Annotated in this window: 23 protein-coding genes and 2 tRNA genes; 11 read left to right on the forward strand and 14 right to left on the reverse strand. The window is 71.4% G+C overall.

Going from position 1 to position 25,558, the window contains the following annotated elements; genetic code table 11:
* Nucleotides 1-90 precede the first annotated feature (90 nt).
* From AB0O15_RS35570 to AB0O15_RS35585, 4 genes are all read right to left on the reverse strand, one after another.
* Nucleotides 91-621: a hypothetical protein gene (locus tag AB0O15_RS35570; RefSeq protein WP_364328140.1), complete on the reverse strand. Its 531-nt coding sequence runs from the start codon at nt 619-621 to the stop codon at nt 91-93.
* Nucleotides 618-1,484: a polysaccharide deacetylase family protein gene (locus AB0O15_RS35575; RefSeq protein WP_364328143.1), complete on the reverse strand. Its 867-nt coding sequence runs from the start codon at nt 1,482-1,484 to the stop codon at nt 618-620. The genes AB0O15_RS35570 and AB0O15_RS35575 overlap by 4 nt, the downstream gene beginning before the upstream one ends.
* Complete coding sequence (locus tag AB0O15_RS35580; protein WP_364328146.1) at nt 1,481-4,348, reverse strand: AAA family ATPase; 2,868 nt, start codon at nt 4,346-4,348, stop codon at nt 1,481-1,483. The genes AB0O15_RS35575 and AB0O15_RS35580 overlap by 4 nt, the downstream gene beginning before the upstream one ends.
* Nucleotides 4,349-4,410: 62 nt before the next feature.
* The gene (locus tag AB0O15_RS35585; protein ID WP_364328149.1) at nt 4,411-4,587 is read right to left on the reverse strand and encodes a hypothetical protein; all 177 of its coding nucleotides are present in this window, start codon (nt 4,585-4,587) and stop codon (nt 4,411-4,413) included.
* Between the two features lie 179 nt (nt 4,588-4,766).
* Between AB0O15_RS35585 and AB0O15_RS35590 the strand changes: the two genes are divergently transcribed.
* Nucleotides 4,767-5,459 (forward strand): DUF4191 domain-containing protein, encoded by a 693-nt coding sequence (locus AB0O15_RS35590; protein WP_364328152.1) that lies wholly within the window; start codon nt 4,767-4,769, stop codon nt 5,457-5,459.
* A gap of 1 nt (nt 5,460) precedes the next feature.
* Here the strand turns inward: AB0O15_RS35590 and AB0O15_RS35595 are convergent, their stop codons facing one another.
* Nucleotides 5,461-5,862: an RDD family protein gene (locus tag AB0O15_RS35595; protein ID WP_364328155.1), complete on the reverse strand. Its 402-nt coding sequence runs from the start codon at nt 5,860-5,862 to the stop codon at nt 5,461-5,463.
* A 172-nt stretch (nt 5,863-6,034) separates the two neighbouring features.
* Here AB0O15_RS35595 and glnA point away from each other — a divergent pair, with 172 nt between their 5' ends.
* On the forward strand, nt 6,035-7,459 hold the full coding sequence (gene glnA / locus AB0O15_RS35600) for a type I glutamate--ammonia ligase (RefSeq protein WP_364328158.1): 1,425 nt from the start codon (nt 6,035-6,037) through the stop codon (nt 7,457-7,459).
* A 284-nt stretch (nt 7,460-7,743) separates the two neighbouring features.
* Nucleotides 7,744-8,541 (forward strand): glycosyltransferase, encoded by a 798-nt coding sequence (locus tag AB0O15_RS35605; RefSeq protein ID WP_364328405.1) that lies wholly within the window; start codon nt 7,744-7,746, stop codon nt 8,539-8,541.
* On the opposite strand, the gene AB0O15_RS35610 is transcribed toward AB0O15_RS35605, so the two are convergent.
* The gene (locus tag AB0O15_RS35610; RefSeq protein ID WP_364328161.1) at nt 8,529-9,020 is read right to left on the reverse strand and encodes a MarR family transcriptional regulator; all 492 of its coding nucleotides are present in this window, start codon (nt 9,018-9,020) and stop codon (nt 8,529-8,531) included. The genes AB0O15_RS35605 and AB0O15_RS35610 overlap by 13 nt on opposite strands.
* Before the next feature lie 91 nt (nt 9,021-9,111).
* On the opposite strand from AB0O15_RS35610, the gene AB0O15_RS35615 reads away from it, so the two are divergent.
* Nucleotides 9,112-9,687 (forward strand): NADPH-dependent F420 reductase, encoded by a 576-nt coding sequence (locus tag AB0O15_RS35615; RefSeq protein WP_364328164.1) that lies wholly within the window; start codon nt 9,112-9,114, stop codon nt 9,685-9,687.
* 453 nt (nt 9,688-10,140) lie between these two features.
* Here the strand turns inward: AB0O15_RS35615 and lipA are convergent, their stop codons facing one another.
* Nucleotides 10,141-11,037, reverse strand: a complete 897-nt coding sequence (gene lipA / locus AB0O15_RS35620) for a lipoyl synthase (RefSeq protein WP_364328408.1) — start codon at nt 11,035-11,037, stop codon at nt 10,141-10,143.
* A gap of 380 nt (nt 11,038-11,417) precedes the next feature.
* Here lipA and aspS point away from each other — a divergent pair, with 380 nt between their 5' ends.
* Complete coding sequence (gene aspS / locus AB0O15_RS35625) at nt 11,418-12,665, forward strand: aspartate--tRNA(Asn) ligase (protein WP_364328167.1); 1,248 nt, start codon at nt 11,418-11,420, stop codon at nt 12,663-12,665.
* A gap of 30 nt (nt 12,666-12,695) precedes the next feature.
* Here aspS and AB0O15_RS35630 read toward each other — a convergent pair whose 3' ends face one another.
* From AB0O15_RS35630 to lpdA, 6 genes are all read right to left on the reverse strand, one after another.
* Nucleotides 12,696-12,860, reverse strand: coding sequence for a peptide ABC transporter substrate-binding protein (locus AB0O15_RS35630; RefSeq protein WP_364328170.1), 165 nt, complete (start codon nt 12,858-12,860; stop codon nt 12,696-12,698).
* A 3-nt stretch (nt 12,861-12,863) separates the two neighbouring features.
* Entirely contained in the window at nt 12,864-13,502 is a 639-nt protein-coding gene (gene lipB / locus AB0O15_RS35635) for a lipoyl(octanoyl) transferase LipB (RefSeq protein ID WP_364328173.1), read from the reverse strand.
* A 23-nt stretch (nt 13,503-13,525) separates the two neighbouring features.
* On the reverse strand, nt 13,526-15,394 hold the full coding sequence (locus AB0O15_RS35640; protein ID WP_364328176.1) for a DUF2079 domain-containing protein: 1,869 nt from the start codon (nt 15,392-15,394) through the stop codon (nt 13,526-13,528).
* A gap of 31 nt (nt 15,395-15,425) precedes the next feature.
* On the reverse strand, nt 15,426-16,343 hold the full coding sequence (locus AB0O15_RS35645; protein WP_364328178.1) for a TIGR01777 family oxidoreductase: 918 nt from the start codon (nt 16,341-16,343) through the stop codon (nt 15,426-15,428).
* 82 nt (nt 16,344-16,425) lie between these two features.
* Nucleotides 16,426-18,294, reverse strand: a complete 1,869-nt coding sequence (gene sucB / locus AB0O15_RS35650; RefSeq protein WP_364328181.1) for a 2-oxoglutarate dehydrogenase, E2 component, dihydrolipoamide succinyltransferase — start codon at nt 18,292-18,294, stop codon at nt 16,426-16,428.
* Between the two features lie 40 nt (nt 18,295-18,334).
* Nucleotides 18,335-19,744 carry a dihydrolipoyl dehydrogenase gene (lpdA, locus tag AB0O15_RS35655; protein ID WP_364328184.1) on the reverse strand — a complete coding sequence of 470 codons (1,410 nt, stop codon included), beginning with the start codon at nt 19,742-19,744 and terminating at the stop codon, nt 18,335-18,337.
* 143 nt (nt 19,745-19,887) lie between these two features.
* Between lpdA and AB0O15_RS35660 the strand changes: the two genes are divergently transcribed.
* Nucleotides 19,888-20,211 (forward strand): hypothetical protein, encoded by a 324-nt coding sequence (locus AB0O15_RS35660; RefSeq protein ID WP_364328187.1) that lies wholly within the window; start codon nt 19,888-19,890, stop codon nt 20,209-20,211.
* On the opposite strand, the gene AB0O15_RS35665 is transcribed toward AB0O15_RS35660, so the two are convergent.
* A complete protein-coding gene (locus AB0O15_RS35665) occupies nt 20,212-21,756 on the reverse strand; it encodes a leucyl aminopeptidase (RefSeq protein WP_364328190.1) in 1,545 nt (514 codons plus the stop codon). It lies immediately after the preceding gene.
* A 138-nt stretch (nt 21,757-21,894) separates the two neighbouring features.
* Between AB0O15_RS35665 and gcvT the strand changes: the two genes are divergently transcribed.
* From gcvT to AB0O15_RS35690, 5 genes are all read left to right on the forward strand, one after another.
* The gene (gcvT, locus tag AB0O15_RS35670; protein ID WP_364328193.1) at nt 21,895-22,965 is read left to right on the forward strand and encodes a glycine cleavage system aminomethyltransferase GcvT; all 1,071 of its coding nucleotides are present in this window, start codon (nt 21,895-21,897) and stop codon (nt 22,963-22,965) included.
* A 50-nt stretch (nt 22,966-23,015) separates the two neighbouring features.
* The gene (locus tag AB0O15_RS35675) at nt 23,016-23,969 is read left to right on the forward strand and encodes an anti-sigma factor RsbA family regulatory protein (RefSeq protein WP_364328196.1); all 954 of its coding nucleotides are present in this window, start codon (nt 23,016-23,018) and stop codon (nt 23,967-23,969) included.
* A gap of 47 nt (nt 23,970-24,016) precedes the next feature.
* Nucleotides 24,017-24,091, forward strand: a tRNA-Ala gene (locus AB0O15_RS35680).
* Between the two features lie 13 nt (nt 24,092-24,104).
* Nucleotides 24,105-24,177: transfer RNA gene (locus AB0O15_RS35685), tRNA-Ser, on the forward strand.
* A gap of 34 nt (nt 24,178-24,211) precedes the next feature.
* A complete protein-coding gene (locus tag AB0O15_RS35690; protein ID WP_364328199.1) occupies nt 24,212-25,555 on the forward strand; it encodes an SDR family NAD(P)-dependent oxidoreductase in 1,344 nt (447 codons plus the stop codon).
* Nucleotides 25,556-25,558 lie beyond the last annotated feature (3 nt).

Consider the following 25,558-nt stretch of genomic DNA (forward strand, 5'->3'; position numbering starts at 1 on the left):
CTAGGAACGGCCCGGCCTGCGAACTTCTCGAATCGTGACCACTACGCCGCCGCCCTGCGCCGCCGCCCTGCCCCGCACCGCATGCCCGCATCACCCAACTCGCGTCCACGCGCCTGCGGCGGCCCGGCGTCGGTCAGGCGTCTGCCGTCCAGTCGTCGGTGTGCCTGTGGCGGAGCAGGTCGGGGCGTCGAACTCGTCGTAGTGGCCGCCCCGCTCCACGCCGAGGGCGGCCAGCACCCGGGAGATCGGGCTTCCGTCCGCCGGGAAGCGTTCGTCCTCGGCGACGCTGAGCGGCCCGATCACCATCGAGCCGCCCGACCACAGGGCGGCCCACTGGGTGCCCGTACCGCCGAAGAACTCGGCCTCGAGGTAGCCGATCGGCCCGTCCGCCGAACGCCGGGCCAGCTCGGCCTTCACCGCGTCGGGCAGCCGGTCGAGGTCGGGTCGCCGGCTCGGTAGCCCGCCGGCGTAGGCCTCGGCCAGGCTCGCCGCGACCTCCCGGGTGATCGGGATCAGGGCCAGGTCGAACGCCAGCGGCACCACGACGGCGGGTGAATGGCCGGCGGCGAGGGAACGCAGCGCCGGTTCGCGGCCGACCACGGCCTCCAGGACGTAGCTCATGAGTGCGGGGACTCCACGATCACGTAGGGCTCGGGCGCGTCCTGGGGCGGGTCACCGCGGAACCGCTCGACCAGGGGCAGGTAGGGGACTGGGCCGGTGACCGCCGGGATCGGCTCGTCGCACGGGCGGAGAGGCTCGGCCGGAACCACCCCGCCGTCCTCGCCGATCGCGCCGAACCGGTAGCCACGCTCGCGGACGCCCCGGATGATCTCGGGCAGCGCGGTCACCACCGACCGGCCCGACGGCGTGTCGACGTTGCCGTCGTGCAGCAGCAGGATCACGCCGGGCGCCACCCCGGCGAGAAGCGCGTCACGCACCTGCTCGGGTGTGGTGGCCGCATCGGGATCGGCGGCGTTCACGTCGACCCGGACGATCGTGCGATAGCCGAGGCCCGCCAGCACGTTCCGCCCCGCATCGTCGATGTTCAGGAACGGCGGCCGCATACCCGGGAACGGCATCGGCGCCCCGGCCGCCCGCATCGCCGCCTCGGTCTGCCGCATCTCCTCGCGCACCGCGTCGGGCGTCAGCCTGGTGAGGTCGGAATGGTAGTAGGTGTGGTTGAAGACCTGGTGGCCCTCGCGCACCTGGAAGCCGACGAGGTGAGGGTTGGCCGCGACCCGCATCCCGACGTCGAAGAACGCGGCCGGCACGGCCAGCCGCCGCAGGATCGCCAGCGTCTCGGGCCGATAGATCGACGGCCCGTCGTCGAAGGTCAGGGCCACCCACCCGGCGTGCGTCCCGGCATGGCCCGGCTCGCCCGCCCATCCAGCGTGCGTTCCGGCATGGCCGGGCTCGCCCACCCACCCCGCGTGCGTCCCGGCGTCGCCGAGGTCGCCCGGCCGGCCGGAGGCGGGACCGGTCACGGCTGCGGCTCGAGGAGGCCGAGGCGCCGGGCGACGGCGGCGGCCTCGACGCGGTTGGCCACGTTGAGCTTGGCGATGATGCGGGAGACGTGGACGCTCGCGGTCTTGGGGGAGATGTAGAGCTGCTCGGCGATGCGGCCGTTGCTGTGTCCCTCGGCCACCAGCGTCAGCACCTCGCGCTCGCGGGCGGTCAGGATCTCGGTGGCCGGTTGCGCGGCCGCCGACGGTCGCAGGCCGAGCCGGTGGGCCAGCGTCTCGGCCCGGGACAGCAGCGGCGCCGCACCCAGGGGGCCGCCGATCTCGGCCACCTCTTCGATGGCGATTCCCGCCTCGGCGCGCTCACCGGCGCCGGCCAGCGCCTCGGCGTAGCCCAGCAGCGCCGCTGCCAGGGGGTAACGCTGACCGTCTTCCCGCCACGCCGCGACCGCCTCACGCCACGCCGCCGGGTCGTGGTTCAGCGTGGCGGTCACCTGGGCCGCATACGCCCGGTCGACCGCATATCTGACCTGTGGCCAGCGTGCCTGCGCCCGAACCAGCTCGGTGAGCTGCGGGTCGCCGAGCCGGTCGGCGGCGGCCGCGGCCGCGGCGATGGCCGGCCAGCCGTACCGCGCGTCGTCGGTGATCGTGGGCTCGGCCAGGGCGGCCTTGGCGGCCATGCGGATCATGGCGTTGTCGCCGAACTCCAGGGCGCACAGGATGCGTAGTTCCAGGAGGTAGAGCCGCGTCTCCACGTGAAGGTAGGGCTTGCTCAGGAAGCCGAACGCCCGGGACAGCAGCGCCTCGGCGCCCTCGTTGCCGCGGGCCAGCCGCAGCCAGGCGCGCAGCCGCACCACCGGCAGCACGAGCGTGCCGGGTGGGTCGAGCCGGGTGGCCTCGGCGAGCCGGCGCTCGGCCTCGTCCCACTCGCCCAGCGCGATCTCCGCCTCGGCGTAGTTCGCCAGCAGGTAGACGCCCGTCGTCCGGCTGATGCCGACCTTGTCGGCGTTGGGCACGCCCTCCCACGCCGCGTCGGCGGACTCCGCGTAGCGCCCGACCTCGAACAGCGCGTCCGAGATGTTGACCAGCGCGTAGGCCAGGTTCTGTCGATCGCCGGTGCGGCGGGCGGTCTCGGCGGCCGTCCGGATCACCGGCAGCGCCTCCTCGAGCGGCACCGAGCCCGCGCACAACCGCCCGAACGTGACCGTCGCCGCGACCTCGGCGGCCACGTCGCCCAGCTCGACCGCCTCGGCCATCGCCTCCTTGGCGATGTCGGCCGCCAGCTCGGCGTCGGCCCGGTTGAGCGTGTGGGCGACGTCGGCCAGCAGCTTCACGCTCTCGGCGGTTCGGGGCTGCTTCCGCACGATCTCGTAGGCCTCTTGCGACTCGGCCGCGCCGTCGCTCTTGCCCGCGTTCTGCAGCAGCTTGGAGCGCCGCACCAGCAGCCGCGCGGCCCGCAGCGGCTCGGCCTGGTAGTCGATGCCGTGCAGCGCGTGCTTGGTCAGGCTCAGCGCCCGCATCGACTCGCCGGCGTCGATGGCGACCAGGGCCGCCTCTTCCAGCAGGTCGACGTGGCAGGTGTTGAGCAGCGTCTCGGCGTCGGGCACCTGTTCCCACAGCTCGAGCACCCGGTCGAGCAGACGGGCCTGCTCGCCGTAGGCATAACGCCGCCCCGCCTCGATCGCGGCCGCCCGCGCCGCCACCAGGGCCCGTGGGTGGTCGTGGGCGGCGTGCCAGTGATGGGCGATCTCGGCGGGCGCCCGGCCGATCGACACCAGCCCCGGCTCGCCCTCGATCACCTCGGCGTAGCGCGCGTGGAGCCGCGCGTGTTCGCCGGGCAGCAGGTCGTCGTGCACCGCCTCGCGCACCAGGGCGTGGCGGAACTCGTACTCACCGCTGGCGTCGACGACGATCAGCTGGGCGGCGACCACCGTCCGCAGCGCCGACTCCAGCTCGGGCTCGGGCACGCCGGCCACCCGGGTCAGCAGGCCGTGGCCGAACCTGGTGCCGCCGACCGCGGCCACCCGCAGCACCCGCTGGGCCGGCTCGGAGAGCTGGTCGACCCGGGACAGCAGCAGGTCGCGCAGGTTGTCGGAGATGTCGCAGCACTCGTCGCCGGACGCGGCGATCTGCTCGATGAAGAACGGGTTGCCCTGGGCGCGCTCATGGAGGGTGTCGACCACGCCCGGTGCGGGCTCGGCGCCGAGCAGGTGGGCCAGCATCTCGGCGGTGCCCTCGCGGTCGAGCCGGTCGAGCTCGAGCCGCTGCACGCCACGCACCCGGTCGAGCTCGGCCAGGAACGGCCGCAGCGGATGCCCCCGATGCATCTCATCCGTGCGGAACGTGCCGACCAGCAGGACGCCCGGCAGGCGCGCGGCGCGCAGCAGGAAACCGATCAGGTCGCGGGTGGACCGGTCGGCCCAATGCAGGTCTTCCAGCACCAGCACCAGCGGCTGCCGTTCGGCCAACCGGCCGAAGAGCCCCGCCACCGCCTCGAACCCGTGCCCGCGGCGGGCGTCGCCACCCGACTCGGGCGGGCCGAGCTCGGGCAGCAGGCGCACGAAATCACCCTCGCGCCCCTCGAACACCCCGGCGCCGTCACGCTGGACCAGCTCGCGCAGCGCCCCCACGAACGGCGCGTAGGGCAGGCCCTCTTCGCCCAGCTCGAGGCAGTGACCCGTCAGCACCTGGGCGCCGTCGGCGGTCGCGGCCCGGGTGAACTCTTCGATGAGCCGGGTCTTGCCCACCCCGGCCTCGCCGCCGACCAGAACGGCCGACGGCTCGGCGCTGCGGGTTCGTTTGAGGGCGTCTCGGACCAGCGCCAGATCGGCCTCACGGCCGACCAGGACGTCGGTGCTCCGCACGCTCGCCGTCATGAGGTCGAGCATGCCATGGGGGTACGACCGAATTTCGGCGCCGACGATGCCCATCGGAGGACCAGCCCAGCTCATTACTGCGCCGGCGCCCGCACCGCGGTGGCCCATCGGGAGGCACGGCCGAAGCGGCGATGCCGTCCGGCCGGCGACACCCCACGCGCCATACGGTGGGCGTCGGCCTCGCGGCGTAGTTCGTCGGCACGCTGGTGGTGCAGGTCGAGGATCGTCTGCGCGTCGGTGTAGGGAAACATCCGCTTGCTCCTTGCGTACTCGTCGGCATCTCTTGGTCTTGATGACGACTTTCCGCGTGAAGGCAGGCGTGGCGCATGGGGAACGACCCCTATGTTGGGGCGGGCAGGTACCTTACGTTTGGCTGCTGAGGTGCCTGGGCGGCGTAAGGCCCTTACTGCGCACCATTACACTTCCGGGTATGGCAACTCCCGAGGAGAAGGTGTCGTTCGGCACCCGGCTCAAGCAGATCGGCCAGGTCTTCGCCTTCACCGCGAAACAGGACAAGTGGTTCGTGCCGCTCCTGATCGCGGCGGTCCTGATCCCGATCGCGCTGACCGTGCTGTTCTTCCTGCTCGGGTTCGGCTGGGTGGTCATCCCGCTCGGCGTCATGATCACGCTGCTCGCCGCCCTGATCGTGCTCAACCTGCGCTCGAACGCGGCCATGATGAACGTCGCCGAGGGCCAGCCGGGCTCGGCCGCGCAGATCGTGGAGAACATGCGCGGCGACTGGCGGGTGCGCGCCGCGGCCAGCTCGACCACCCAGTTCGACATGGTGCACGTGGTCATCGGCCGGCCGGGCGTGATCCTGCTCGGCGAGGGCCAGCCGCAGCGCGTACGCACCCTGCTCGGCCAGGAGAAGCGCCGCCTCTCCAAGGTCATCGGCAAGGCGCCGATGTACGACTACATCGTCGGCTCGGGCGAGGGCGAGGTCTCCGTACGCAAGCTCCGCACGACCTTCCTCCGCCTGCCCCGCAACCTCACCGGCAAGGACGTGAACGCCCTGGACAAGCGTCTCGCCGCGCTGATGTCCCGGCCGCAGATGCCCAAGGGCGCGATCCCCAAGAACATGCGCCCGTCGAAGGGCCAGTTCCGCCAGCAGCGCCCGCGCTGACCTAGGTTCGGGGACGAAGGATCACGACGGAGCCCGCCAGCCGGTCATGCCAGCCGCGGCGGGACTGATCCATGATCACGGCCGGGACGAGCAGGGCCAGGAGTACGGCCCGGAGCAGCCCCTTGGCCAGGCCGATCGCGCCGCCGTCCTCGATCGAGACACACCGGATGCCGGCCAGCGCCATGCCCGGGGTCTGTCCGAAGAGGCCGATGAAGAACGTGTTGAGCAGCACCAGCGCGACGACCGGCGGCCAGGCGACCCCGCGCGGATCGCCGACCAGGCTGCCGACCAGAAGGCACAGCGCCCAGTCGATCATCAGCGCGGCGAACCGCCGGCCGAAGCCCGCGAGCAGGGTGGACCCGGGGTCGAAGGCGGGCGGACTGGAATTCGTTCGAGCGGCCACGGGAGACCACGCTACCGGGGTAACCTCCGGTAGGTCGCGGCAGATCACCGGCTCCGTAACACGGCGGAAACAATAGGGATACGCCTGGGCAACGGCGTACCCATAGCGTCGCGACCAGCCTAGCGACGTGGCGGTCATCCCGCCCGGTTCGATTTTCCTGCCAGGAGGACGTGTGTTCGCCAATCCCGAGGAACTCCTGCGATACCTCAAGGACGAGGACGTCAAGTTCGTCGACGTACGCTTCTGTGACCTGCCGGGTGTCATGCAGCACTTCAACATCCCGGTGGAGTCGTTCGACGAGAGCGTCGTCACCGATGGCCTCGCCTTCGACGGATCCTCGATCCGCGGGTTCCAGGCCATCCACGAGTCCGACATGATGCTCCTGCCGGACGTCGCCACCGCGTTCATCGACCCGTTCCGCATCCAGAAGACGCTGGCGCTGAACTTCTTCATCCACGACCCGTTCACCCGCGAGGCCTACTCGCGTGACCCGCGGAACGTGGCGAAGAAGGCCGAGACCTACCTGGCCTCCAGCGGCATCGCCGACCAGGCCTACTTCGGCGCCGAGGCGGAGTTCTACATCTTCGACTCGATCCGCCACTCGACCAGCGCCAACGAGTCGTTCTACTACATCGACTCGGTCGAGGGCGCCTGGAACTCCGGCAAGGAGGAGGAGGGCGGCAACCGCGGCTACAAGACCGCGTACAAGGGCGGCTACTTCCCGGTCGCGCCGCTCGACCACTACTCCGACCTGCGCGACGCCATGGTCCGCCGGCTCATCGACGCCGGCTTCACCGTCGAGCGGTCGCACCACGAGGTCGGCACCGCGGGCCAGGCCGAGATCAACTACAAGTTCTCGACCCTGCTGCACGCCGGCGACCAGATGCAGATGTTCAAGTACATCATCAAGAACACCGCCTGGGAGCACGGCAAGACCGCGACGTTCATGCCCAAGCCGCTGTTCGGTGACAACGGTTCCGGCATGCACACCCACCAGAGCCTGTGGCTGAACGGCGAGCCGCTGTTCTACGACGAGACCGGGTACGCCGGCCTGTCCGACACGGCCCGCTGGTACATCGGCGGCCTGCTCCACCACGCGCCCAGCCTGCTGGCCTTCACCAACCCGACGGTCAACTCGTACCGCCGCTTGGTGCCCGGCTACGAGGCCCCGGTCAACCTGGTCTACTCGCAGCGCAACCGCTCGGCCTGCACCCGCATCCCGGTGACCGGGAGCAACCCCAAGGCCAAGCGCGTCGAGTTCCGTGTGCCCGACCCGTCGAGCAACCCGTACCTGTCCTTCGCGGCCCAGATGATGGCCGGCCTGGACGGCATCAAGAACAAGATCGAGCCGCCGGCGCCGATCGACAAGGACCTGTACGACCTGCCGCCGGAGGAGTGGGGCAACGTCAAGCAGGTGCCGGGTTCGCTCGACGCGGTGCTCAACTCGCTCGAGGGCGACCACGAGTTCCTCACAGCGGGCGGCGTCTTCACCGACGACCTGATCGAGACCTGGATCGACTGGAAGCGGGCCAACGAGATCGACCCGGTCCGCCTCCGCCCGACCCCGCACGAGTTCGAGATGTACTACAACGTCTGACCCAGTACGGTCATCGAACGGCGGTCGCGCTCCGGCGCGGCCGCCGTTCCCGTCTGTGGAGGACCCCGTGGCGTACATCGAGGATCTGACCCCGTACACCTATGGCGACGATGACATCGTCCGGGTCGGCGACGAGTACGTGATCTACCGCCCACGCGTACGCACCGCCCGAGCCCTTCATCACCGCCGTCGAGTCCTACGACCCTGCCTGGGCAACCGACCCGAACCACGGATGGATCCCGGCCGACGCCGAGCGCGACTAGTCACCGGGCTAGGGTGACCTGATTCGTGTCTCCGTTGTCATTCCGACCACCGGCCGCATCTCGCTGCGCGCCACCCTCGACGCGCTCGGCCGGCAGGAGCAGGCCCCGCCCTTCGAGGTGATCGTGGCGGTCGACGGTGGTCCCGTTCCCGACGTGGCCGGGATCGAGGTGGTTCGGCTGCCTGAGCGGCGTGGTGTCAGCGCCGCCCGGAACGCGGCCGTCGAGCGGGCTCAGGGCGATCTGATCGGCTTCCTCGACGACGACGTCCTGCCCGGCCCTCGGTGGCTGGCCGTCCTCACGGAGCGGCTGGGCGCCGTCGACGCGGTCGCCGGGCGGATCCTGGAAGACGTCGAGCCCGGGGCCCTGTCGCGGCTCCGGCGGCTGGCGTTCGACAACCGGGACCGGGTCAACGGCGCGACGGTCGACTACCTCAACGGCGGGAACTTCGGGGTCAGGGCGCGGCTGCTGCGGCAGGTCGGCGGGTTCGACGTGCGCTTCGTCAAGTCTCAGGACCGGGAGCTGGCGCGGCGGCTGATCGGGGCCGGCGGGACCATCGGGTACGCGGCCGGCATGGTCGTCCGGCACCGCGGGGCGTACGACCTGGCCGGCCTCCTGCGTGGGCGCTACCGGGCGGGGAAGGCGGCGGCCACCATGGCGGCCGCGGGTGACCTGACCTCGGTCGGGCCGCGGTCCGCTCGGGAGACGTACGGCGCGAATCTGGCCGTTCTGGCGCTGCGCCACGGGCCGCTGATCGGGGCGTACGCCGCGCTCTCCATGGCCGCCCACCGGATGGGCCGCCGCGCCGGCTACGGATCGTAGCGGTTGTAGACGCCGCTCATCGCGCCGTTCGGGTCGAGGCGGTGCAGGATCGCGTCGGTGATCTCCGTGAGCTGGGCGATCTGCTGCGGGGTCAGAGCGTCAATGACATGGGTACGTACGGTCGCCGCATGCCCCGGCGCCGTGGCCTCCACCTTGGCCCAGCCGGCGTCGGTCAGCCGCGCGTTGGTGGCCCGCTTGTCCTGCGGGCACGGGAAGCGCTCGACCAGGCCGCGCTCCTCGAGCCGCTGCACCACATGGGACAGCCGGGGGAGCGTGGCGTTGGTCTGCCGGGCCAGTTCGGTCATGCGCAGCGTCCGGCCGGGGGCCTCGGACAGCATCGCCACCACGAAGTAGTCGAAGTGGGTCAGCTCGGCGTCACGGCGCAGCTGCCGCTCCAGCACACCGGGCAGCAGCTCCATGACGGCGGCCAGGCGTACCCAGGCGGCCTGCTGTTTGTCGTCCAGCCAAGGCGAGTCCATGGTCACATTCTCCTACGCAAAGATTGTCGCGACAACTTTTTGGGTCTAGAGTCTTGGTTGTAGCGACAACCAAGACCTCAGGGAGCGCATCATGAGCCACGTCAGCATCCTCGGCACCGGCAACATGGGCCCGGCCATCGCCTCGCTCGTGACCAAGGGCGGCAACACCGTCGAGCTCTTCAACTCCTCCGACACGGACAAGCAGATCACCGGTGACATCGTGATCCTCGCGGTGCCCTACCCGTCAGTCGCCAAGGTCGCGGCCGAGCGGGGCGACCAGCTCGCCGGCAAGGTGGTCGTCGACATCACCAACCCGCTGAACTTCGAGACCTTCGACTCGCTGACCGTACCCGCGGACAGCTCCGCCACCGCCGAGATCGCCGCGAAGCTCCCGCAGTCCCGCGTGCTGAAGGCGTTCAACACGAACTTCGCCGCCACCCTGAACAGCGGCACGGTCGGCACCGAGCCCACCACGGTCCTGATCGCCGGCGACGACGCCGAGGCCAAGGCGCTGCTGGCCGGCATCGTGTCCGCGGGCGGCCTCAAGGCGGCCGACGCGGGGTCGCTCAAGCGCGCCCGCGAGCTCGAGGCGCTCGCCTTCCTGCAGATGACCCTGGCCGCCGGCGAGAAGATCAGCTGGACCGGCGGCTTCGCCGTCATCGCCTGACGAGCCGCGCGGATTTGAGAAAGGCGCGAGCCGCGCCGGCCTGAGGAAGGCGCGAGCCGCGCAGGCCTGGGGAAGACGCGAGCCGCGCAGGCCTGGGGAAGACGCGAGCCGCGCAGGCCTGGGGAAGACGCAGGCCCCGCCCGGGCCTGTGGACAGAGACTCGAAACTGTCACACCCGACCGCTACTTTGACGCCCACCCAGTGCAGGGGTGGGGGAGGTGGCGGTGGCCGCGCGCCAAATCAAGATCAAGAGGCGAGAGCGCGTTGAAAGGCCGCGACCCCGAACGCGGGGTCGCGGCCTTTCGCGTGGGGCGCGAAGAAAGAGAACGCCTGCGGCGTGAGGACAAGAAACGCGTGCGGCGCGAGGGAAAGAGAATGTGTGGGGCGCGAGCGACAAGAAACGCCGGGGAGCGCGAAGAAAGTGAACGTGCGACGCGGGAAAGAACGAGAAACTCAGCCGCGAGCGGCCAGAGCCTGCTGATAAAGCCGCCCAGCCCGATAAGACGACCGAACCAGCGGCCCACTCATCACCCCGGCGAACCCGATCGCCTCAGCCTCGGCCTGAAGCTCGACGAACTCTTCCGGCTTCACCCACCGCTCGACCGGGTGATGCCGTGGCGTGGGCCGCAGGTATTGGGTGATGGTGATGATCTCGCAGCCCGCGTCGTACAGCTCGCGCAGCGCCTGCGACACCTCGGAACGCTCCTCGCCCATGCCGAGGATCAGGTTGCTCTTGGTGACCAGGCCGGCGGCGCGGGCCTTGGTCAGCACCGACAGCGAGCGCTCGTAACGGAAACCGGGCCGGATGCGCTTGAAGATGCGCGGGACGGTCTCGACGTTGTGGGCCAGCACCTCGGGCGCCGCGCCGAAGACCTCGGCGAGCTGGGTCTCGTCGGCGTTGAAGTCGGGGATCAGCAGCTCGACGCCGCAGCCCTGCTGGAGCTTGTGGATCTGGCGGACGGTTTCGGCGTAGAGCCAGGCGCCGCCGTCGGGCAGGTCGTCGCGGGCGACGCCGGTGACCGTGGCGTAGCGCAGGCCCATGGTGGCGACGGACTCGCCGACCCGGCGCGGCTCGTCGGCGTCGAACTCGGCCGGCTTTCCGGTGTCGATCTGGCAGAAGTCGCAGCGCCGCGTGCACTGGTCGCCGCCGATGAGGAAGGTGGCCTCGCGGTCTTCCCAGCACTCGTAGATATTGGGGCAGCCGGCTTCCTGACAAACCGTGTGCAACCCTTCACGCTGCACCAATCCGCGCAACTGCGTGTACTCCGGGCCCATCTTCGCCTTGACCTTGATCCACGGAGGCTTCCGTTCGATCGGAGTCTCGGCGTTGCGCGCCTCGATGCGCAGCATGCGGCGGCCCTCGGGAGCAATAGTCACAATGCCGAGGTTACGCCGGATCAAGCGGACGTTGGCCTCTGGGCGACGTGGCTCACGTGGCTGGCGGTGTGAGTGCCCTCACGTGACACGTGTAAACCCGCTTTGCCACGGAGTCGCCCCCTGTTAACGTCCGGTCCATCGGCTGTGACGGAGCCAAGTAGCGCCCGACCACGCCGGCCGAGAGAGCCACCGTGAGCTGTGAAGGTGGCCCGGCGCCGGGCGCGAAGACACTCCTGAGCCGCGGTACGACAAGAGGCGCCGCGAGGCGCGAAGGTGTGGTGGCACCGCGAGGTTTCCCGCTCGCCCACACCTCCCTGGGGCCGCGTTGCAGCAACCAAGGAGGTCACCACGCCATGCAACGCATCATCTCCACCGAACTGGCCCGGCACCCCGGTGAGATCGTCATGATCGCCGGCTGGGTGCATCGTCGCCGCCTGCTCAAGCAGGTCGCTTTCCTGATCGTCCGGGACGCCGCCGGCTTCAGCCAGGTGGTGGTCACCGACCCGGCCACGCGCGCTCAGATCGAGACGATCTCCGAGGAGAGCGTGGTCGAGGTGACGGCTCGGGTCAGCGTCAACGCGGCGGCGCCGGCGGGGGTCGAGCTCACTTCTCCTTCGGTACGGGTACGGAGCGCTGTGTCCGTACCCCTGCCTCTGGAACTGCATCGACCCGCGCTCACCGCGACCCTGCCGACGCAGCTCGACCACGCGGCTCTCGCCCTGCGGCACCCGACCCGGGCGACGGCTCTGCGCATGGCCGCCGCCGCGACCGAGGGGTTCCGGTCGGCGCTGGCCGCGCAGCGGTTCGTCGAGATCCACACGCCGAAGATCGTGGCGTCGGCGACCGAGTCGGGCGCGAACGTGTTCGCCCTCGACTACTTCGGGCGGCCCGGCTATCTGGCCCAGTCGCCGCAGTTCTACAAGCAGATGATGGTCGGGGTGTTCGAGCGGGTCTTCGAGGTGGGGCCGGTGTTCCGGGCCGAGCCGCACGACACCGGCCGGCATCTGGCCCAGTACACGTCGCTCGACGCCGAGCTGGGGTTCATCACCGACCACCGGGACGTGATGACCGTGCTGACCTCGGCGTTGGCCGGGATGGCGGCGGCCGTCGAGCCGTGGGCCGCCCTGACGGTCGAGAGCGAGCTGCCGGCCGTGCACTTCACCGAGGCGCTGCGGATCGCCGGCGCCCCGGACGACGAGCCCGACCTGGCGCCGGCCCGCGAGCGGGCGCTCGGCGCGTGGGCGAAGCGGGAGCACGGCTCGGACTTCGTGTTCGTGACCGGCTACCCGATGGCGAAGCGGCCGTTCTACACCCATCCCGACCCGGCCGACGCCCGCTGGTCGAACGGTTTCGACCTGCTGTTCCGCGGGATGGAGCTGGTCACCGGCGGGCAGCGGCTCCATCGCTACGACGACTACGTGACCGCGCTGAAGGGCGACCTGGAACCGTACGCCGGCTATCTGGACGCCTTCCGCTACGGCATGCCGCCGCACGGCGGGTTCGCGATCGGCCTGGAGCGCTTCGTCGCGCGGCTGCTGGAGGTCCGCAACGTGCGCGAGGTGACCGCGTTTCCCCGCGACCTGCACCGGCTGACCCCGTAGGAACGGCTGGAGCTGACGCCGTAGGAACGACTAGAGGATGAGCAGGAGGGTGGTCGCGATGACCACGACCAGCGGGACCACCGTCATGCTCAGGAAGATCGCCCACGCGATGCCGTGGGCGAAGTTCAGGTAGACGCCGCCGCCCGGCCGCGGCAGGAAGACCCGTGGGTCGTCCGGTTGCTTCTCGAAGGCCATGCCCTAGGAAAGCAGAGTCGGCAGGTGACGCTCGACCACGGGCCGCACCTCGGCCACGGTGACATCGCGGCCCAGCTCCCAGCTGAGCGAGGTCACGCCGGCGTCGCGGATGCCGCAAGGAACGAAACGGTCGTAGTTCGACAGGTCGCAGTCGCAGTTGATCGCGAAGCCGTGTTGGGTGACGCCGCGGGCGACGCGGATGCCGATCGCGGCGATCTTGCGGTCGGGGCCGCGGTCGTCGGCGAGCACCCAGACGCCGCTGCGCCCTTTGATGTCGACCCGGGTGGCGGCCACCCCGAACTCGGCGCACACGTCAATGAGCATCTGTTCGGTGCGGCGGACGTAGGCCACCACGTCGATCGGGTCGGGCAGCTTGAGGATCGGGTAGCCGACCAACTGGCCCGGGCCGTGCCAGGTGATCTTGCCGCCGCGGTCGACCTCGACCACGGGAGTGCCGTCGATCGGCCGGTCGGCGGGCTCGGTGCGTTTGCCGGCGGTGAGGACGCTGGGGTGCTCCAGCAGCAGGATCGTGTCGGGCTGGTTGCCCTCGGCGACCTCGGCGTGGATGCGGCGTTGCTCGTCCCACGCCTCGCGGTAGTCGACGAGGCCGGGCCGCAGGATGCTGAGCGTCGGGCTGGTCACGGAAGAAAGCCTAGCCCCAGTCGTCAGCCCGGTGGTGTGACCGGGTCCACGCCCGGCCGGATCCGCCAGAACAGGACGTCGTCCACCCGCTGCGGCTCGCCGAACAGGTCACGCGCGGTGAGTTCGACCGCCGCCCGGAACTCGGGACCGTCCGCGCCGGTCACCCGGTCGGCCAGGAACACGCCCTGGATGTTCCAGTAGGCCAGGTCCTCCCGGGCCCGGATCCGGTCGGCCTCGGTGATCTGCGGAACCTCGCCGTACCGGCCGGCCCGCGCGAGCAGCCAGTCCGTCCAGTGCCAGCGCGCGCCGATCTGCCCGGTGCCGTCGTGCCCGCCGGGGCCGAGGAAGTAGCCGTCCGGGATGCGGAACTGCTTTCCACCCCGAGCCATCGTGTACGCCTGCCAGCGCTGCGCGTCGGCCGACAGGTTGCTCGCGAACGGCAGCGAGCTGAGCGACGCGCCGTCGTCCACGTAGCGCTTCCAGGTGCCGTCGGCGATGAACTGCGGCTCGGGCGCCCGGTCCATGGTCAGCAGGGGAATCGGCATGATCGGGACCAGGGCCACCGCGTACGCCGCCCCGAAGGCCGTCTGCGCCGTCGACGAGAGCGTCTTGTCCTTCAGCAGCAGGTCGCCGAGCAACGCCAGCACCATGCCGAACACCCCGACCAGCACCAGCGCGAACCGGGCGGGCAGGGCCGAGTCGAAGAGCGGCAGGTGGGCCAGGGCCGCGTACGGCAGCGGGATCGGCGTCTCGATCTCGAAGATCTGCAGCCGCGGCCCCCACGACAGCAGCACGAACGTGATCGCGACGATGATCAGCGCCCGCAGCGTGGCTCGACGCCCCGGGTCGGCCCGCTTCCACAGCGTGACCAGTCCCGAGATGATCAGGACGATCAGCGGCAGCCCGAAGAACGACGTCTCCTCGGTCGAGTTCGGCGCGAGCCAGGCGCTGTCCAGCCCGGCCCACCCGGCGAAACTGCGTTCGGCGTAGCTCAGGTAGGACGCCACGTCCTCGACGTAGTGCCGCTGGTTGAACCCGGTGCCCGAGAAGCTCTGCGGACCCGCGAAATGCATGTAGAGGGGGTACGCGAGGAGCACTCCGGCCACGCCCGCGGTGACGCCGAGCCCCTTGAGGACCGTCGGCAGCGCCGCGCGCGCCTCCCCCCGGGTGGCCGGCGCCAGCGCCCACGCCGCCAGGAAGACCCCGCTGGCCAGCGCCGTGAAGAACAGCCCCTCGGCCGCGATCGAGAACCCGCAGGCGACCAGCAGGCCGAGCACCAGCCCGTTGCGCAGCCATCGATCGGGCTGGCGCAGCTTGAGCACCCACCACAGGACGAGCGGCGCGACCCAGCCGGCCGACCAGTTCAGGTGGCCGTTGGCATGCGACACGAAGCCGGGCGCGAACCCGCAGAACAGGCCGGCCACCGCGGCCACACCCCGGCGGGTGGTCGCGTAGCGGTTGAAGAACAGGTACCAGGCGAACGCCGCCCCGGCCAGGTTGCCGGTCAGGATGGCCGCGAAGCTGACCTGCGGGCCGAGGAAGTGGCTGATCGGCGCCATGGCCACGATGAAGACCGTGATCGAGGTGTTCGCGGCCAGGTTCACGCCGTCCGGCACGTTCATCATGTCGGTGAAGAACGGGTCGGCGCCGTGGCTCAGCAGGTACCAGCCGTACCCCAGCAGCCATTCGAAGAACGCCTGGTCGCCGGCATTGCGCAGGAGCACCTTGCCGTACGGGTCGGCCCACAGGCCCTGCGTCACGTAGGCGGCGAGGGTGATCGACACCACGGCCATGAGCAGATGGCCGGGCCAGCGGCGGCGCACGGTGGTCGCGGCGGCGGGCTCGGCGGGCGGGTCGGAGGACTCGGCGGGCGCGGTGGCGGTCACGGACATCGGCTACAAGCTAACAGTCCCGGACCTCCGCTTATGTCGCCGCGCTCGGCGCCTGCCCGACGGCCACCCGCAGGGCCGACTCGATGGTCGGGTGAACCCACTGGAAGCCGGCCTTGCCGAGCACCCCGGGCATCACCCGTTTGCTGCCCAGCGCCTCCTCGGCGAAGCCGCCCAGCGCGACCTGGAGCGCGAGCCCGGGCACCCACAGCGCCGCCGGCCGATGTAGCACGCGGCCCATCACCTCGGTGAACTCGGCGTTGGTGACCGGCTCGGGCCCGACGATGTTGACCGGCCCGGTGACGTCGTCGCGTTCCAGCAGGAACTCGACGGCACGCAGCCAGTCGTCCAGCGCGATCCAGGGCATGTACTGCTTGCCGCTGCCCAGCCGGCCGCCCAGCCCGGCCCGGAAGATCGGCATCATCGGCTTGAGCAGCCCACCGTCCTGATGCAGCGGGAGCCCGCTGCGGAGCAGGGTGACGCGGGTGCCGGCGTCCTCGGCGGGCCGGGCGGCCGCTTCCCACACCCGGACGACGTCGGCGAGGAAACCGCGACCGGCCGGCGACTCCTCGGTCACGCGACGGTCACCGGTCTCGCCGTACCAGCCCTCGGCCGAGCCCTGGAGCAGCGTGCGCGGCCGGTCGGCCTCGGGGAGCCGGCTGATCGCCCGCGCGATGGTCCCGGTGGTCTCGACCCGGCTGGACCGGATGGTGCTCTTGTACGCCGCCGTCCAGCGCTTGTCGCCGACACCGGCGCCGGCCAGGTTGATCACCGCGTCGGCCCCGGCCACCAGGGTGGGGTCGAGCTGGCCCTGGGACGGCTGCCAGGTCGCCTCGTCGGCGGCCTCGGCGGGCCGCCGGACCAGCCGGGTCACGTCGTGGCCGGCCTCGCGCAGCCGCCGCGCGAGCGGGACGCCGAGAAAGCCGGACGCGCCGGCCATGAGGATCCGCATGTCCCCATCATGCCCGGATTCGAACAGGTTCAAAACTGAAAGGGCCCCGCGCGATCGCGGGGCCCATCTCAGCGGAGACGATCTAGGACAGTTCAGCTTCGAACTGGCCGCCTTCCAAGCGCTGCTTCATGGTGGTCAGGAAGCGGGCGGCGTCGGCGCCGTCCACGATCCGGTGGTCGTAGCTCAGGGCCAGGAAGATCATCGACCGCGGCACGATCAGCTCGCCCAGGTTCGGGTCGTCGACGACAACGGCCCGCTTCACCACCGCGCCGGTGCCGAGGATGCCGACCTGCGGCTGGTTGATGATCGGGGTGTCGAACAGCGCGCCCCGGCTGCCGGTGTTGGTCAGCGTGAACGTGCCGCCGGACAGCTCGTCCGGGCTGATCTTGTTGTTGCGGGTGCGGTCGGCCACGTCGGCGATCCGCTTCGACAGCCCGGCCAGGTTGAGGTCGCCGGCGTCCCGGATGACCGGGACGATCAGGCCCTTGGGGGTGTCGACCGCGATGCCCAGGTGTTCGCCGTCGTGATAGGTGACCGTGCCGGCCTCCTGGTCGATCGACGAGTTGACCACCGGGTGCTCCTGGAGCGCCTCGACCGCGGCCAGCGCCAGGAACGGCATGAAGGTCAGCTTCACGCCGTGCTTGGCCTGGAAGTCGGCCTTGGCCTTCTGACGGAGCTGGGCGACCTTGGTGATGTCGACCTCGACGACCGTGGTGAGCTGCGCCGAGATCTGCAGCGACTCGACCATGCGCCGGGCGATCGTGGCGCGGGTGCGGGTCAGCTTCTCGGTGCGGCCTCGCAGCGGGCTCGGCGCCGCCTTGGGCGCGGCGGCCGCGGCCGACGACGTCGCGGCGGGCGCGGCGGCCGGAGCCGGCTTGGCCGCGGCGGCGGCCGCCTTCTCGGCCGCCTCGATCACGTCCTGCTTGCGGATCCGGCCACCCACGCCGGTGCCGCTCAGCTTGGCCAGGTCGACGCCCTTCTCGGCGGCGAGCTTGCGGACCAGCGGCGTGACGTACCCGGCGTCGCCGGACCCGCCGTTGGCCGACGCCTGTGCGGGGGCCGGGGCCGACGGCTGCTGCACCGGCTTGCCCTGCTCGACCTTGCCTTGCTCGACCTCGGGAGACGGGTCGGCGTAGGACTCGCCGGAGGACGCCACCTGCGGCGCCGGCTTCGACTCGACCTTGGGCGCCTCGGCCTGCTGCGGAGCCGGCGCCTGCTTGGGCTCCTCGCGCTGCTTGGGCTCCTCGCGCTTCGGCTCTTCCTTCGCCGGCTCGGGCTGCGACGGCGCCGGAGCGGAGTCGCCGCCGCCCGACGACTCGGAGCCGATGATCACCAGGTCGGCGCCGACGTCGGCGGTCTCGTCCTCCTGGACCTTGATCTCCATGACGGTGCCGGCCACCGGCGACGGGATCTCGGTGTCGACCTTGTCGGTGGAGACCTCGAGCAGCGGCTCGTCGACCTCGACGCTGTCGCCGACCTGCTTCAGCCAGCGGGTGACGGTGCCCTCGGTGACGCTCTCACCGAGCGCCGGCATCTTCACCGCGGTGCCCTCGCCACCACCGGCCGGTGCGGCGGTCTGCGGTGCGGGCGCCTCGGCCTCGACCGGCTTCTCGGTCGACGGCTCGTTCGGCGCGGCCGGCTCGGGCTCGGCGTCGGCCTGCTCGTCGGCCTGCTCCTGGGCGGGCGCGGGCTCGGACGAGCCGGACTCCTCGCCGTCGCCGGAGATCACGGCCAGCTCGCTGCCGACGTCGGCGGTCTCGTCCTCGCCGACCACGATGCGGGTGAGCACGCCGGCGGCGGGGGAGGGGATCTCGGTGTCGACCTTGTCGGTGGAGACCTCGAGCAGCGGCTCGTCGGCCTCGACCCGCTCGCCCTCCTGCTTCAGCCAGCGCGTGACGGTGCCCTCGGTGACACTTTCACCCAGCCGCGGCATGGTGACCGATACCGGCATGTTCTCGAACTCCTAACCAGGTGCGTGCGGATGGATGAAATCAGGCGTGTGCGTGCAGGGGCTTGCCGGCGAGCGCGAGGTGGGCCTCGCCGAGCGCCTCGTTCTGCGTCGGGTGAGCGTGGACGAGCTGGGCGACCTCTTCCGGGAATGCCTCCCAGTTGTAGATCAGCTGGGCCTCGCCGACCTGCTCGCCCATCCGCGCGCCGATCATGTGTACGCCGACGACCGGCCCGTCCTCGACCCGGACGAGCTTGACGAAGCCCGCGGTCTTGAGGATCTGGCTCTTGCCGTTGCCACCCAGGTTGTAGTTGTACGTCTTCACCTTGTCGGCGCCGTACTTCTCCTTGGCCTGGGTCTCGGTGATGCCGACGGAGGCGATCTCGGGGTCGCAGTAGGTGACCCGCGGGATGCCCTTCTCGTCGATGGCCGGCGGGTTGAGGCCGGCGATCTCCTCGGCCACGAAGATGCCCTGTGCGAAGCCGCGGTGGGCGAGCTGGAGGCCGGGGACGATGTCGCCGACCGCGTAGATGTTGCCGACGCCGGTGTGCAGGCGCTCGTTGGTGATCACGAAGCCGCGGTCGAGGGTGACGCCCTGTTCCTCGTACCCCAGGTCCTTGGTCGTCGGGCCGCGGCCGACCGCGACCAGCAGCACCTCGGCCTCGACCGTCTCGCCGCCCTGGATCGTCGCGCGGACGCCGTTCTCGGTGTGCTCGACCTTCTCGAACGGCTTGCCGACCTTGAAGTTGATCTTCCGCTTGCGGAACGCGCGCTCGAGCGTCTTGGAGATCTCCTCGTCCTCCGCGGCCACCAGCCGGGGAAGCGCCTCGAGGATGGTCACGTCGGCGCCGAAGGACTTCCACACGCTGGCGAACTCGACGCCGATCACGCCGCCGCCCAGCACGATCGCGGAGCTCGGCACCCGGTCGAGCTTGAGCGCGTGCTCGCTGGCGATGACCCGCTTGCCGTCGACCTCGAGGCCGGGCAGCGAGCGCGAGTAGGAGCCGCTGGCCAGGATCACGTTGCGGCCGGTGTAGCGCTTGCCGTCGACCTCGACGGTGTCCTTGGCGACCAGCTTGCCGGCGCCCTGCACCACGGTGATCTTCTTGTTGGCCGTGAGCAGCCCGGTGAGGCCCTTGAAGAGCCGGGCGACCACGCCGTCCTTGTACGAGTTGACGCCGGCCATGTCGATGCCGACCAGGTCGGCCTTGACGCCGAACTGCTCGCTCTCGCGGGTCTGGTCGGCGATCTCGGCGGCGTGCAGCAGCGCCTTGGTCGGGATGCAGCCGCGGTGCAGGCACGTGCCGCCCAGCTCGGCCTTGTCGATCAGCGCCACCGACAGATCAAGCTCGGCGGCGCGGAGCGCGGCGGCGTATCCACCGCTGCCCGCCCCGAGGATCACGATGTCGAATGTTCCGCCGTTCGGCTGGCTCACGGTCAACTCCCTTTGCATCGTTCCGCCGCGGGTCACACAAGCGAAACGGTCACAGTCGTCCTGGCCATCTTGTCACTTGTGGAACCGGTCGATGCACTCAGGGACCCGACGACATGCCCCGGCCAAGTACGCTTGCGCGAAATAAACGTGAGGAGGGCTCGGTGGCCTGGTTCCGCCGGCGCAGGGAGTCGGGTCGTACGGCCGATCGTGGTGCTGATCGTGCCGGTCTGGAGCACCTTGCGGAGTTTGTCCGTTCCCGCCGGGGTGTCGAGGGCTTCATCGAGCCGCGCACCACGGTGACCGAGACCACGTTGTTGCTCGTGGCACACGACGGCGAGTGGACCCGTCGCCGCGTCGAGTCGCCCGAGTCGGCCCGTCGCTTCGCCCACCAGCTCGCCATGCCGATCTACGACGTGAAGCTGATGGGCTACCCCCAGCGCATGCGCGACTACAACGCGCGCAAGAAGACCCGACCGGAGGGCTGATCAGCCGTTGGCGGCGACATCTTCCACCAGGGCGAGCAGCGTGCGTACGGGTACGCCGGTCCCGCCCTTGGTCAGGTAACCGGTCGGCTCGCCCGAGTGGAAGGCCGGTCCCGCCACGTCGATGTGCGCCCAGTCGACCCCGTCGGCCACGAACTCGCGCAGGAACACGCCGCCCTGGAGCATGTGCCCGGCCCGGTCCATCGCGTTGTTCGTCTGGCTGATGTCGGCGATCTCCGACTCCATGCCCTTGCGCACCTCGTCCGGCAGCGGCATCGGCCAGGCCGGCTCGCCCACCGACTCGCCCGCCGCCTTGACCCGCTCGCAGGTCGCCGGGTCGCCCATCACGCCGGCGATCCGCTTGCCCAGCGAGATCACCTGCCCGCCGGTGAGCGTGGACGTCTCGAACAGGTAGTCGGCGCCGTCCTGGCAGGCCCGGGCGATCGCGTCGGCCAGCACCATGCGGCCCTCGGCGTCGGTGTTCAGCACCTCGACCCGCTTGCCGTTGAACATGGTGATGACGTCACCGGGCCGGTACGCCGTACCCGACGGCATGTTCTCGGCCATGGCCAGGTAACCGCTCACCGCGACATCCGGCTTGAGCGCGGCCACCGCCAGCATCGCCGCGCCGACCGCGGCCGCCCCGGCCATGTCCGACTTCATCTCCCACATCCCGGCCGCGGGCTTGATGCTGATGCCGCCGGTGTCGAAGGTGATGCCCTTGCCGACCAGCGCCACCCGCTTCGGGTCGGTCACCCCGGCCGGGGTGTAGCTGAGCTTGACCAGGCGGGGACCGGCCGACGAGCCCTGGCCGACCGCGACGATCCCGCCGTACCCACCGGCCTGGAGCTGCTCGAGGTCGAGCACCTCGACCTCGAGCCCGGTGCCCTCGGCCGCGGCCACCACCGCGTCGGCGAACGCCGGCGGGCGCAGGTTGTTGGGCGAGGTGTTCACCCAGTCACGGGTCAGGCGGACCGCACCGGCCACCGTCCCGGCCCGCGTCACCTCGGCCCGGGCCGCCTCGTCGGCGGCGTCGGGCACGTGCACCTGGAGCGCGGCGATCGGCTCCCGGCGGCCCGGCTGCGGCTTGGTCTTGTAGCCGGCGAACCGGTACGACCCGAGCAGCGCGCCTTCCAGGATCGCCCGCAGCACACCGGGCGCGTCCGCGTCGTCGGGCAGCGGCAGGGCCAGCGCGACCGTCTCGCTGCCGGCCAGCGCGCGCACGGCGGCGCCCGTACCCCGGCGAAGGGTCTCGGTGGCCGGCGCTGAACCGGTCGGCTCGTCGCCCAGGCCGACCGCCACCACCAGCGGCGCCGTGACCGTGCCCAGGGTGGCCAGCTTGGTCACCTCGCCCGGCGAGCCGGTCGCGCCGAGCAGGGCCAGCGTCGCGGTCAGCTTGCCGTCGAACGCGGCCGCGATGCTCTCGGCACCGGCCGCGGGCAGCAGCGCGCCGCCCTCGTCGGGCTGGCTGTGCAGGCCGATCACGATGGCGTCGACGGCGAGTTCAGCGGGATCGGTGTCGACCAGGCTGAGGCGGGGCAGGGTCACGCGGGCTCTCCGGAAAGTCGGGAGCCGGTGTCGCCTGTGGGCGGCGCCGGCGCTGGCGACGCCCGGCACGGTGCGGCCGGGCGCAAGGGGGTACCAGGCGACAATAACGGGCACTCTGATCACGGGTAAGTTGACTCCATGCTCCAGCGCTCACCACTACACGATCGACACCTCCAGCTCGGCGCGAAACTCGCGGAATTCGGTGGCTGGGAGATGCCGCTGGAGTACGCCGGTGGCGGCGTCATCAAGGAGCACACGGCCGTCCGTACCCAGGCCGGGGTCTTCGATGTGTCCCACCTGGGCAAGGCGCGGGTGGCCGGGCCGGGCGCCGCGGCGTTCGTCAACCGCTGCCTGACCAACGACCTGGGCCGCGTCAAGCCCGGCCAGGCGCAGTACACGATGTGCTGCGACTCCTCCGGCGGCGTGGTCGACGATCTGATCGCCTACCTGTTCGGCGACGACGACGTCTTCCTGATCCCGAACGCGGCGAACACGGCCGAGGTGGTCGCCCGGCTCGCGGCGGCCGCCCCCGAGGGCGTCACGGTCACCGACGAGCACACCGGTTACGCGATCCTGGCCGTGCAGGGGCCCTCGTCCGAGGCCGCGGTGCGCGCGCTCGGCCTGCCCACCGGCCACGAGTACATGTCGTTCAGCGCCGAGAACGAGATCGTGGTGTGCCGCACTGGCTACACCGGCGAGCTGGGCTACGAGCTGGTGGTGCCGTGGGACGACGCCGGCGGGCTGTGGGACCGGCTGGTCGAGGCGGGGGTCCGGCCGTCCGGTCTGGGCGCGCGCGACACCTTGCGTACGGAGATGGGCTATCCGCTGCACGGCCAGGAGCTGACCCTGGACATCAGCCCGGTGCAGGCCCGGGCCGGCTGGGCCGTCGGCTGGAAGAAGCCCGAGTTCTGGGGCCGCGAGGCGCTGATCCGGGAGAAGACCGAGGGTCCGCGGCGGGTCCTGCGCGGACTTCAGCTGACCGGCCGGGGCATCCCGCGGGGCCACATGACCGTGTACGCCGGTGACGGCGCGGTCGGCGAGACCACCAGCGGCACGTTCTCGCCGACGAAGAAGGTGGGCATCGCGCTGGCCCTGATCGACACGTCCGCCGGGCTGGCCGAGGGCGACCTGGTCGAGGTCGACATTCGCGGCCGCCGCGCCGAGGCCACGCTGGTCAAGCCGCCGTTCGTCGACCCTTCGGTGCGATAGCGGCGGCGGGCCGCGTTCTATGCTGGCCGGGTGAGCAGCGAGGCGGCCCGATGAGAACCGGCGCCGCGACCGGCCACGAGGGCTACTTCCACGAGTCCCTGTGCTACGCCTCGGACGAGGAACTGGTGGCCGTGACCGTGCCGTTCCTGATGGAGGGCCGCGCCGCCGGTGAGCCGTCCATGGTGACGCTGAACGAGCGGAGGACCGGCCTGATCCGCTCGGCCCTGCCCGCCGGCTCCGGCGTCGAGTTCCTGGCCGGCGGTGCCGTCTACGCCCGGCCCGCCACGGCCATCCACTCCTACCGGCGGCTGCTGGCCGACCGGGTGCGGGCGGGGGCGCGACAGATCCGGATCGTCGGCGAGGTGCCGATGGCCGCGGCCGGTGCCGGCTGGGACTGGTGGGCCCGCTACGAGTCGGCGATCAACCACGCGTACAACGACTTCCCGTTGTGGAGCATCTGCACCTACGACCGGCGCACCACCCCCGAGCACATGCTGGTGGAGGTCGCCCGCACCCACCCCCGGACCGCCCGGCCGGACGGCACCCACCCGCCGAGCCCGGCCTACCTCGACCCGGTCACCTACCTGAGCGAGCCGCGCCCGGTGACGCCCGACCCGCTCCAGGCGGGCCGGCCGATCGTCGACCTCGCCGCGCCCACCCCGGCGGCGGCCCGGGCCGCGATCCGCGCCGCCAATGCCGGCGTGCTCGACGACAACGACCTGGACGACCTGGTCGTGGCCGTGAGCGAGGCGGTGACCAACGCGATGGTGCACGGCGTCCAGCCGGTCCGGACGCGGGTCTGGACGGGCCAGGGCCGCATGGTGGTCGCCATCAGCGACGCCGGCGCCGGCCCGGCCGACCCGTTCGCCGGGATGATGCCGGCGACCGACCGGGCCACCGGCGGGCGCGGGCTGTGGATCGTCCACCAGTCGTGCAACCACGTCACGGCGGAGTCCTCGCCGGACGGTTACACCCTCCGCCTCACCGCCGGCAAGCTCGGTTAATGTGATCGCCCCGAACTGATCGGTCTCGGTACGATCCCGCGCAGGGTGGGACCTGTAGCGCAGAGGTAGTCGCGCCGCAGTCGCAGTGCGGAGGATTCCGGTTCGAGTCCGGTCTGGTCCCACCCGCTCGTCGTGTGGCCGGTAGCGCAGAGGTTGACGCGCCGCACTGCTCATGCGGAGGACGCCGGTTCGAGTCCGGCCCGGCCACCCTTCCACGGCCCTGCTCAGCTCGGGAGAAGGCGATGAACGGCGACGAGGTCGAGGCGGCGCTGCGGGTGCTCGGTGAGGTCCGGGCGCTCCCGGCCGACGACCCGGTCCGGCTCCGGGTGCAGCGCGCGGTCGACGGATTGGTCAAGGACGCCCAGAAGCGGCGCCGGGCCGACCGCCGGCGGCGGACCGCGGCCGGCGACCGGGCCGTGGTCTCGACCGCGGCCACGGGCGCGCCGGACCGCGCTGAGGGCGTGCCGGTCGTACCCGTCGACGGCGTGGGGACCGACGCCGCCGGCCGGACCCGCCGCGAGCGCCGCTGCTACATCTGCCGCGGGCGGTTCCGGGAGGTCGACGCGTTCTATCACGCGCTCTGCCCGGCCTGCGCCGGCGCGCACCGCGAGCATCGCGACGCCCGCACCGACCTGACCGGCCGCCGCGCCGTGGTGACCGGCGGCCGGGTCAAGATCGGCTACCAGGTGGCCCTGAAGCTGCTGCGCGACGGCGCCGAGGTGACGGTGGTGACCCGGTTCCCGGCCGACGCCACCCGGCGGTTCGAGCGGGAGCCGGACGCCACCGGCTGGTCCTCGTCGCCGCGGATCATCGGCGCCGACCTGCGCGACCCGCGCCAGGTGCTGGATCTGGCCCAGCGGCTGTCCGACGGCGGCCGGACCCTGGACATCCTGGTCAACAACGCGGCGCAGACCGTACGGCGGCCGGACTGGGCCTATCAGCCGCTGGTCGCGGCGGAACTGCTGGCCGGGAAGGCGGTCGAGACGGTGGCCGGCTACCGGCCGGGGGCCGCACCGCCGGAGTGGAGCGCCGCGCTGGAGACGGCCGGCTCCGAGCTCGCGGCGGTCACCGACGCCATCGGCGCGCTGGCCGTCGGCGGCGCCCACAACTCCTGGAGCGCCCGGCTCGGCGAGATCGACCCGGTCGAGCTGCTGGAGGTGCAACTGGTCAACGTGGTGGCGCCGTTCCTGCTCGTCGACCGGCTCCGCCCGGTGCTGACCGCGCCCGGCACCACCCGGCGGTACGTGGTGAACGTGACCGGCCGCGAGGGCTGGCTGGGCGCCGGCGACCCCGGCCCGTACCGGCACCCGCACACCTCGGTCAGCAAGGCCGGCCTGAACATGCTGACCCGGGCCGGCGCGGCCGACCTGGCCCGCGACCTGGTCTACATGTGCGGCGTCGACACCGGCTGGATCACCGACGAGAACCCGGCCGAGCGGAAGGCCCGCCGCGAGGCCACCGGCTGGCGCCCGCCGCTGGACGTCGTCGACGCGGCCGCCCGCATCTACCACCCGATCGTCAGCGGCGAGGCCGGCGCCCCGATGCACGGTGTGCTGCTCAAGAACTACGCCGTCGTCCCCTGGTAGGGA

The organism is Actinoplanes sp. NPDC089786 (genome assembly GCF_040684855.1).
In the GTDB taxonomy this organism is placed as follows: Bacteria; Actinomycetota; Actinomycetes; order Mycobacteriales; family Micromonosporaceae; genus Actinoplanes.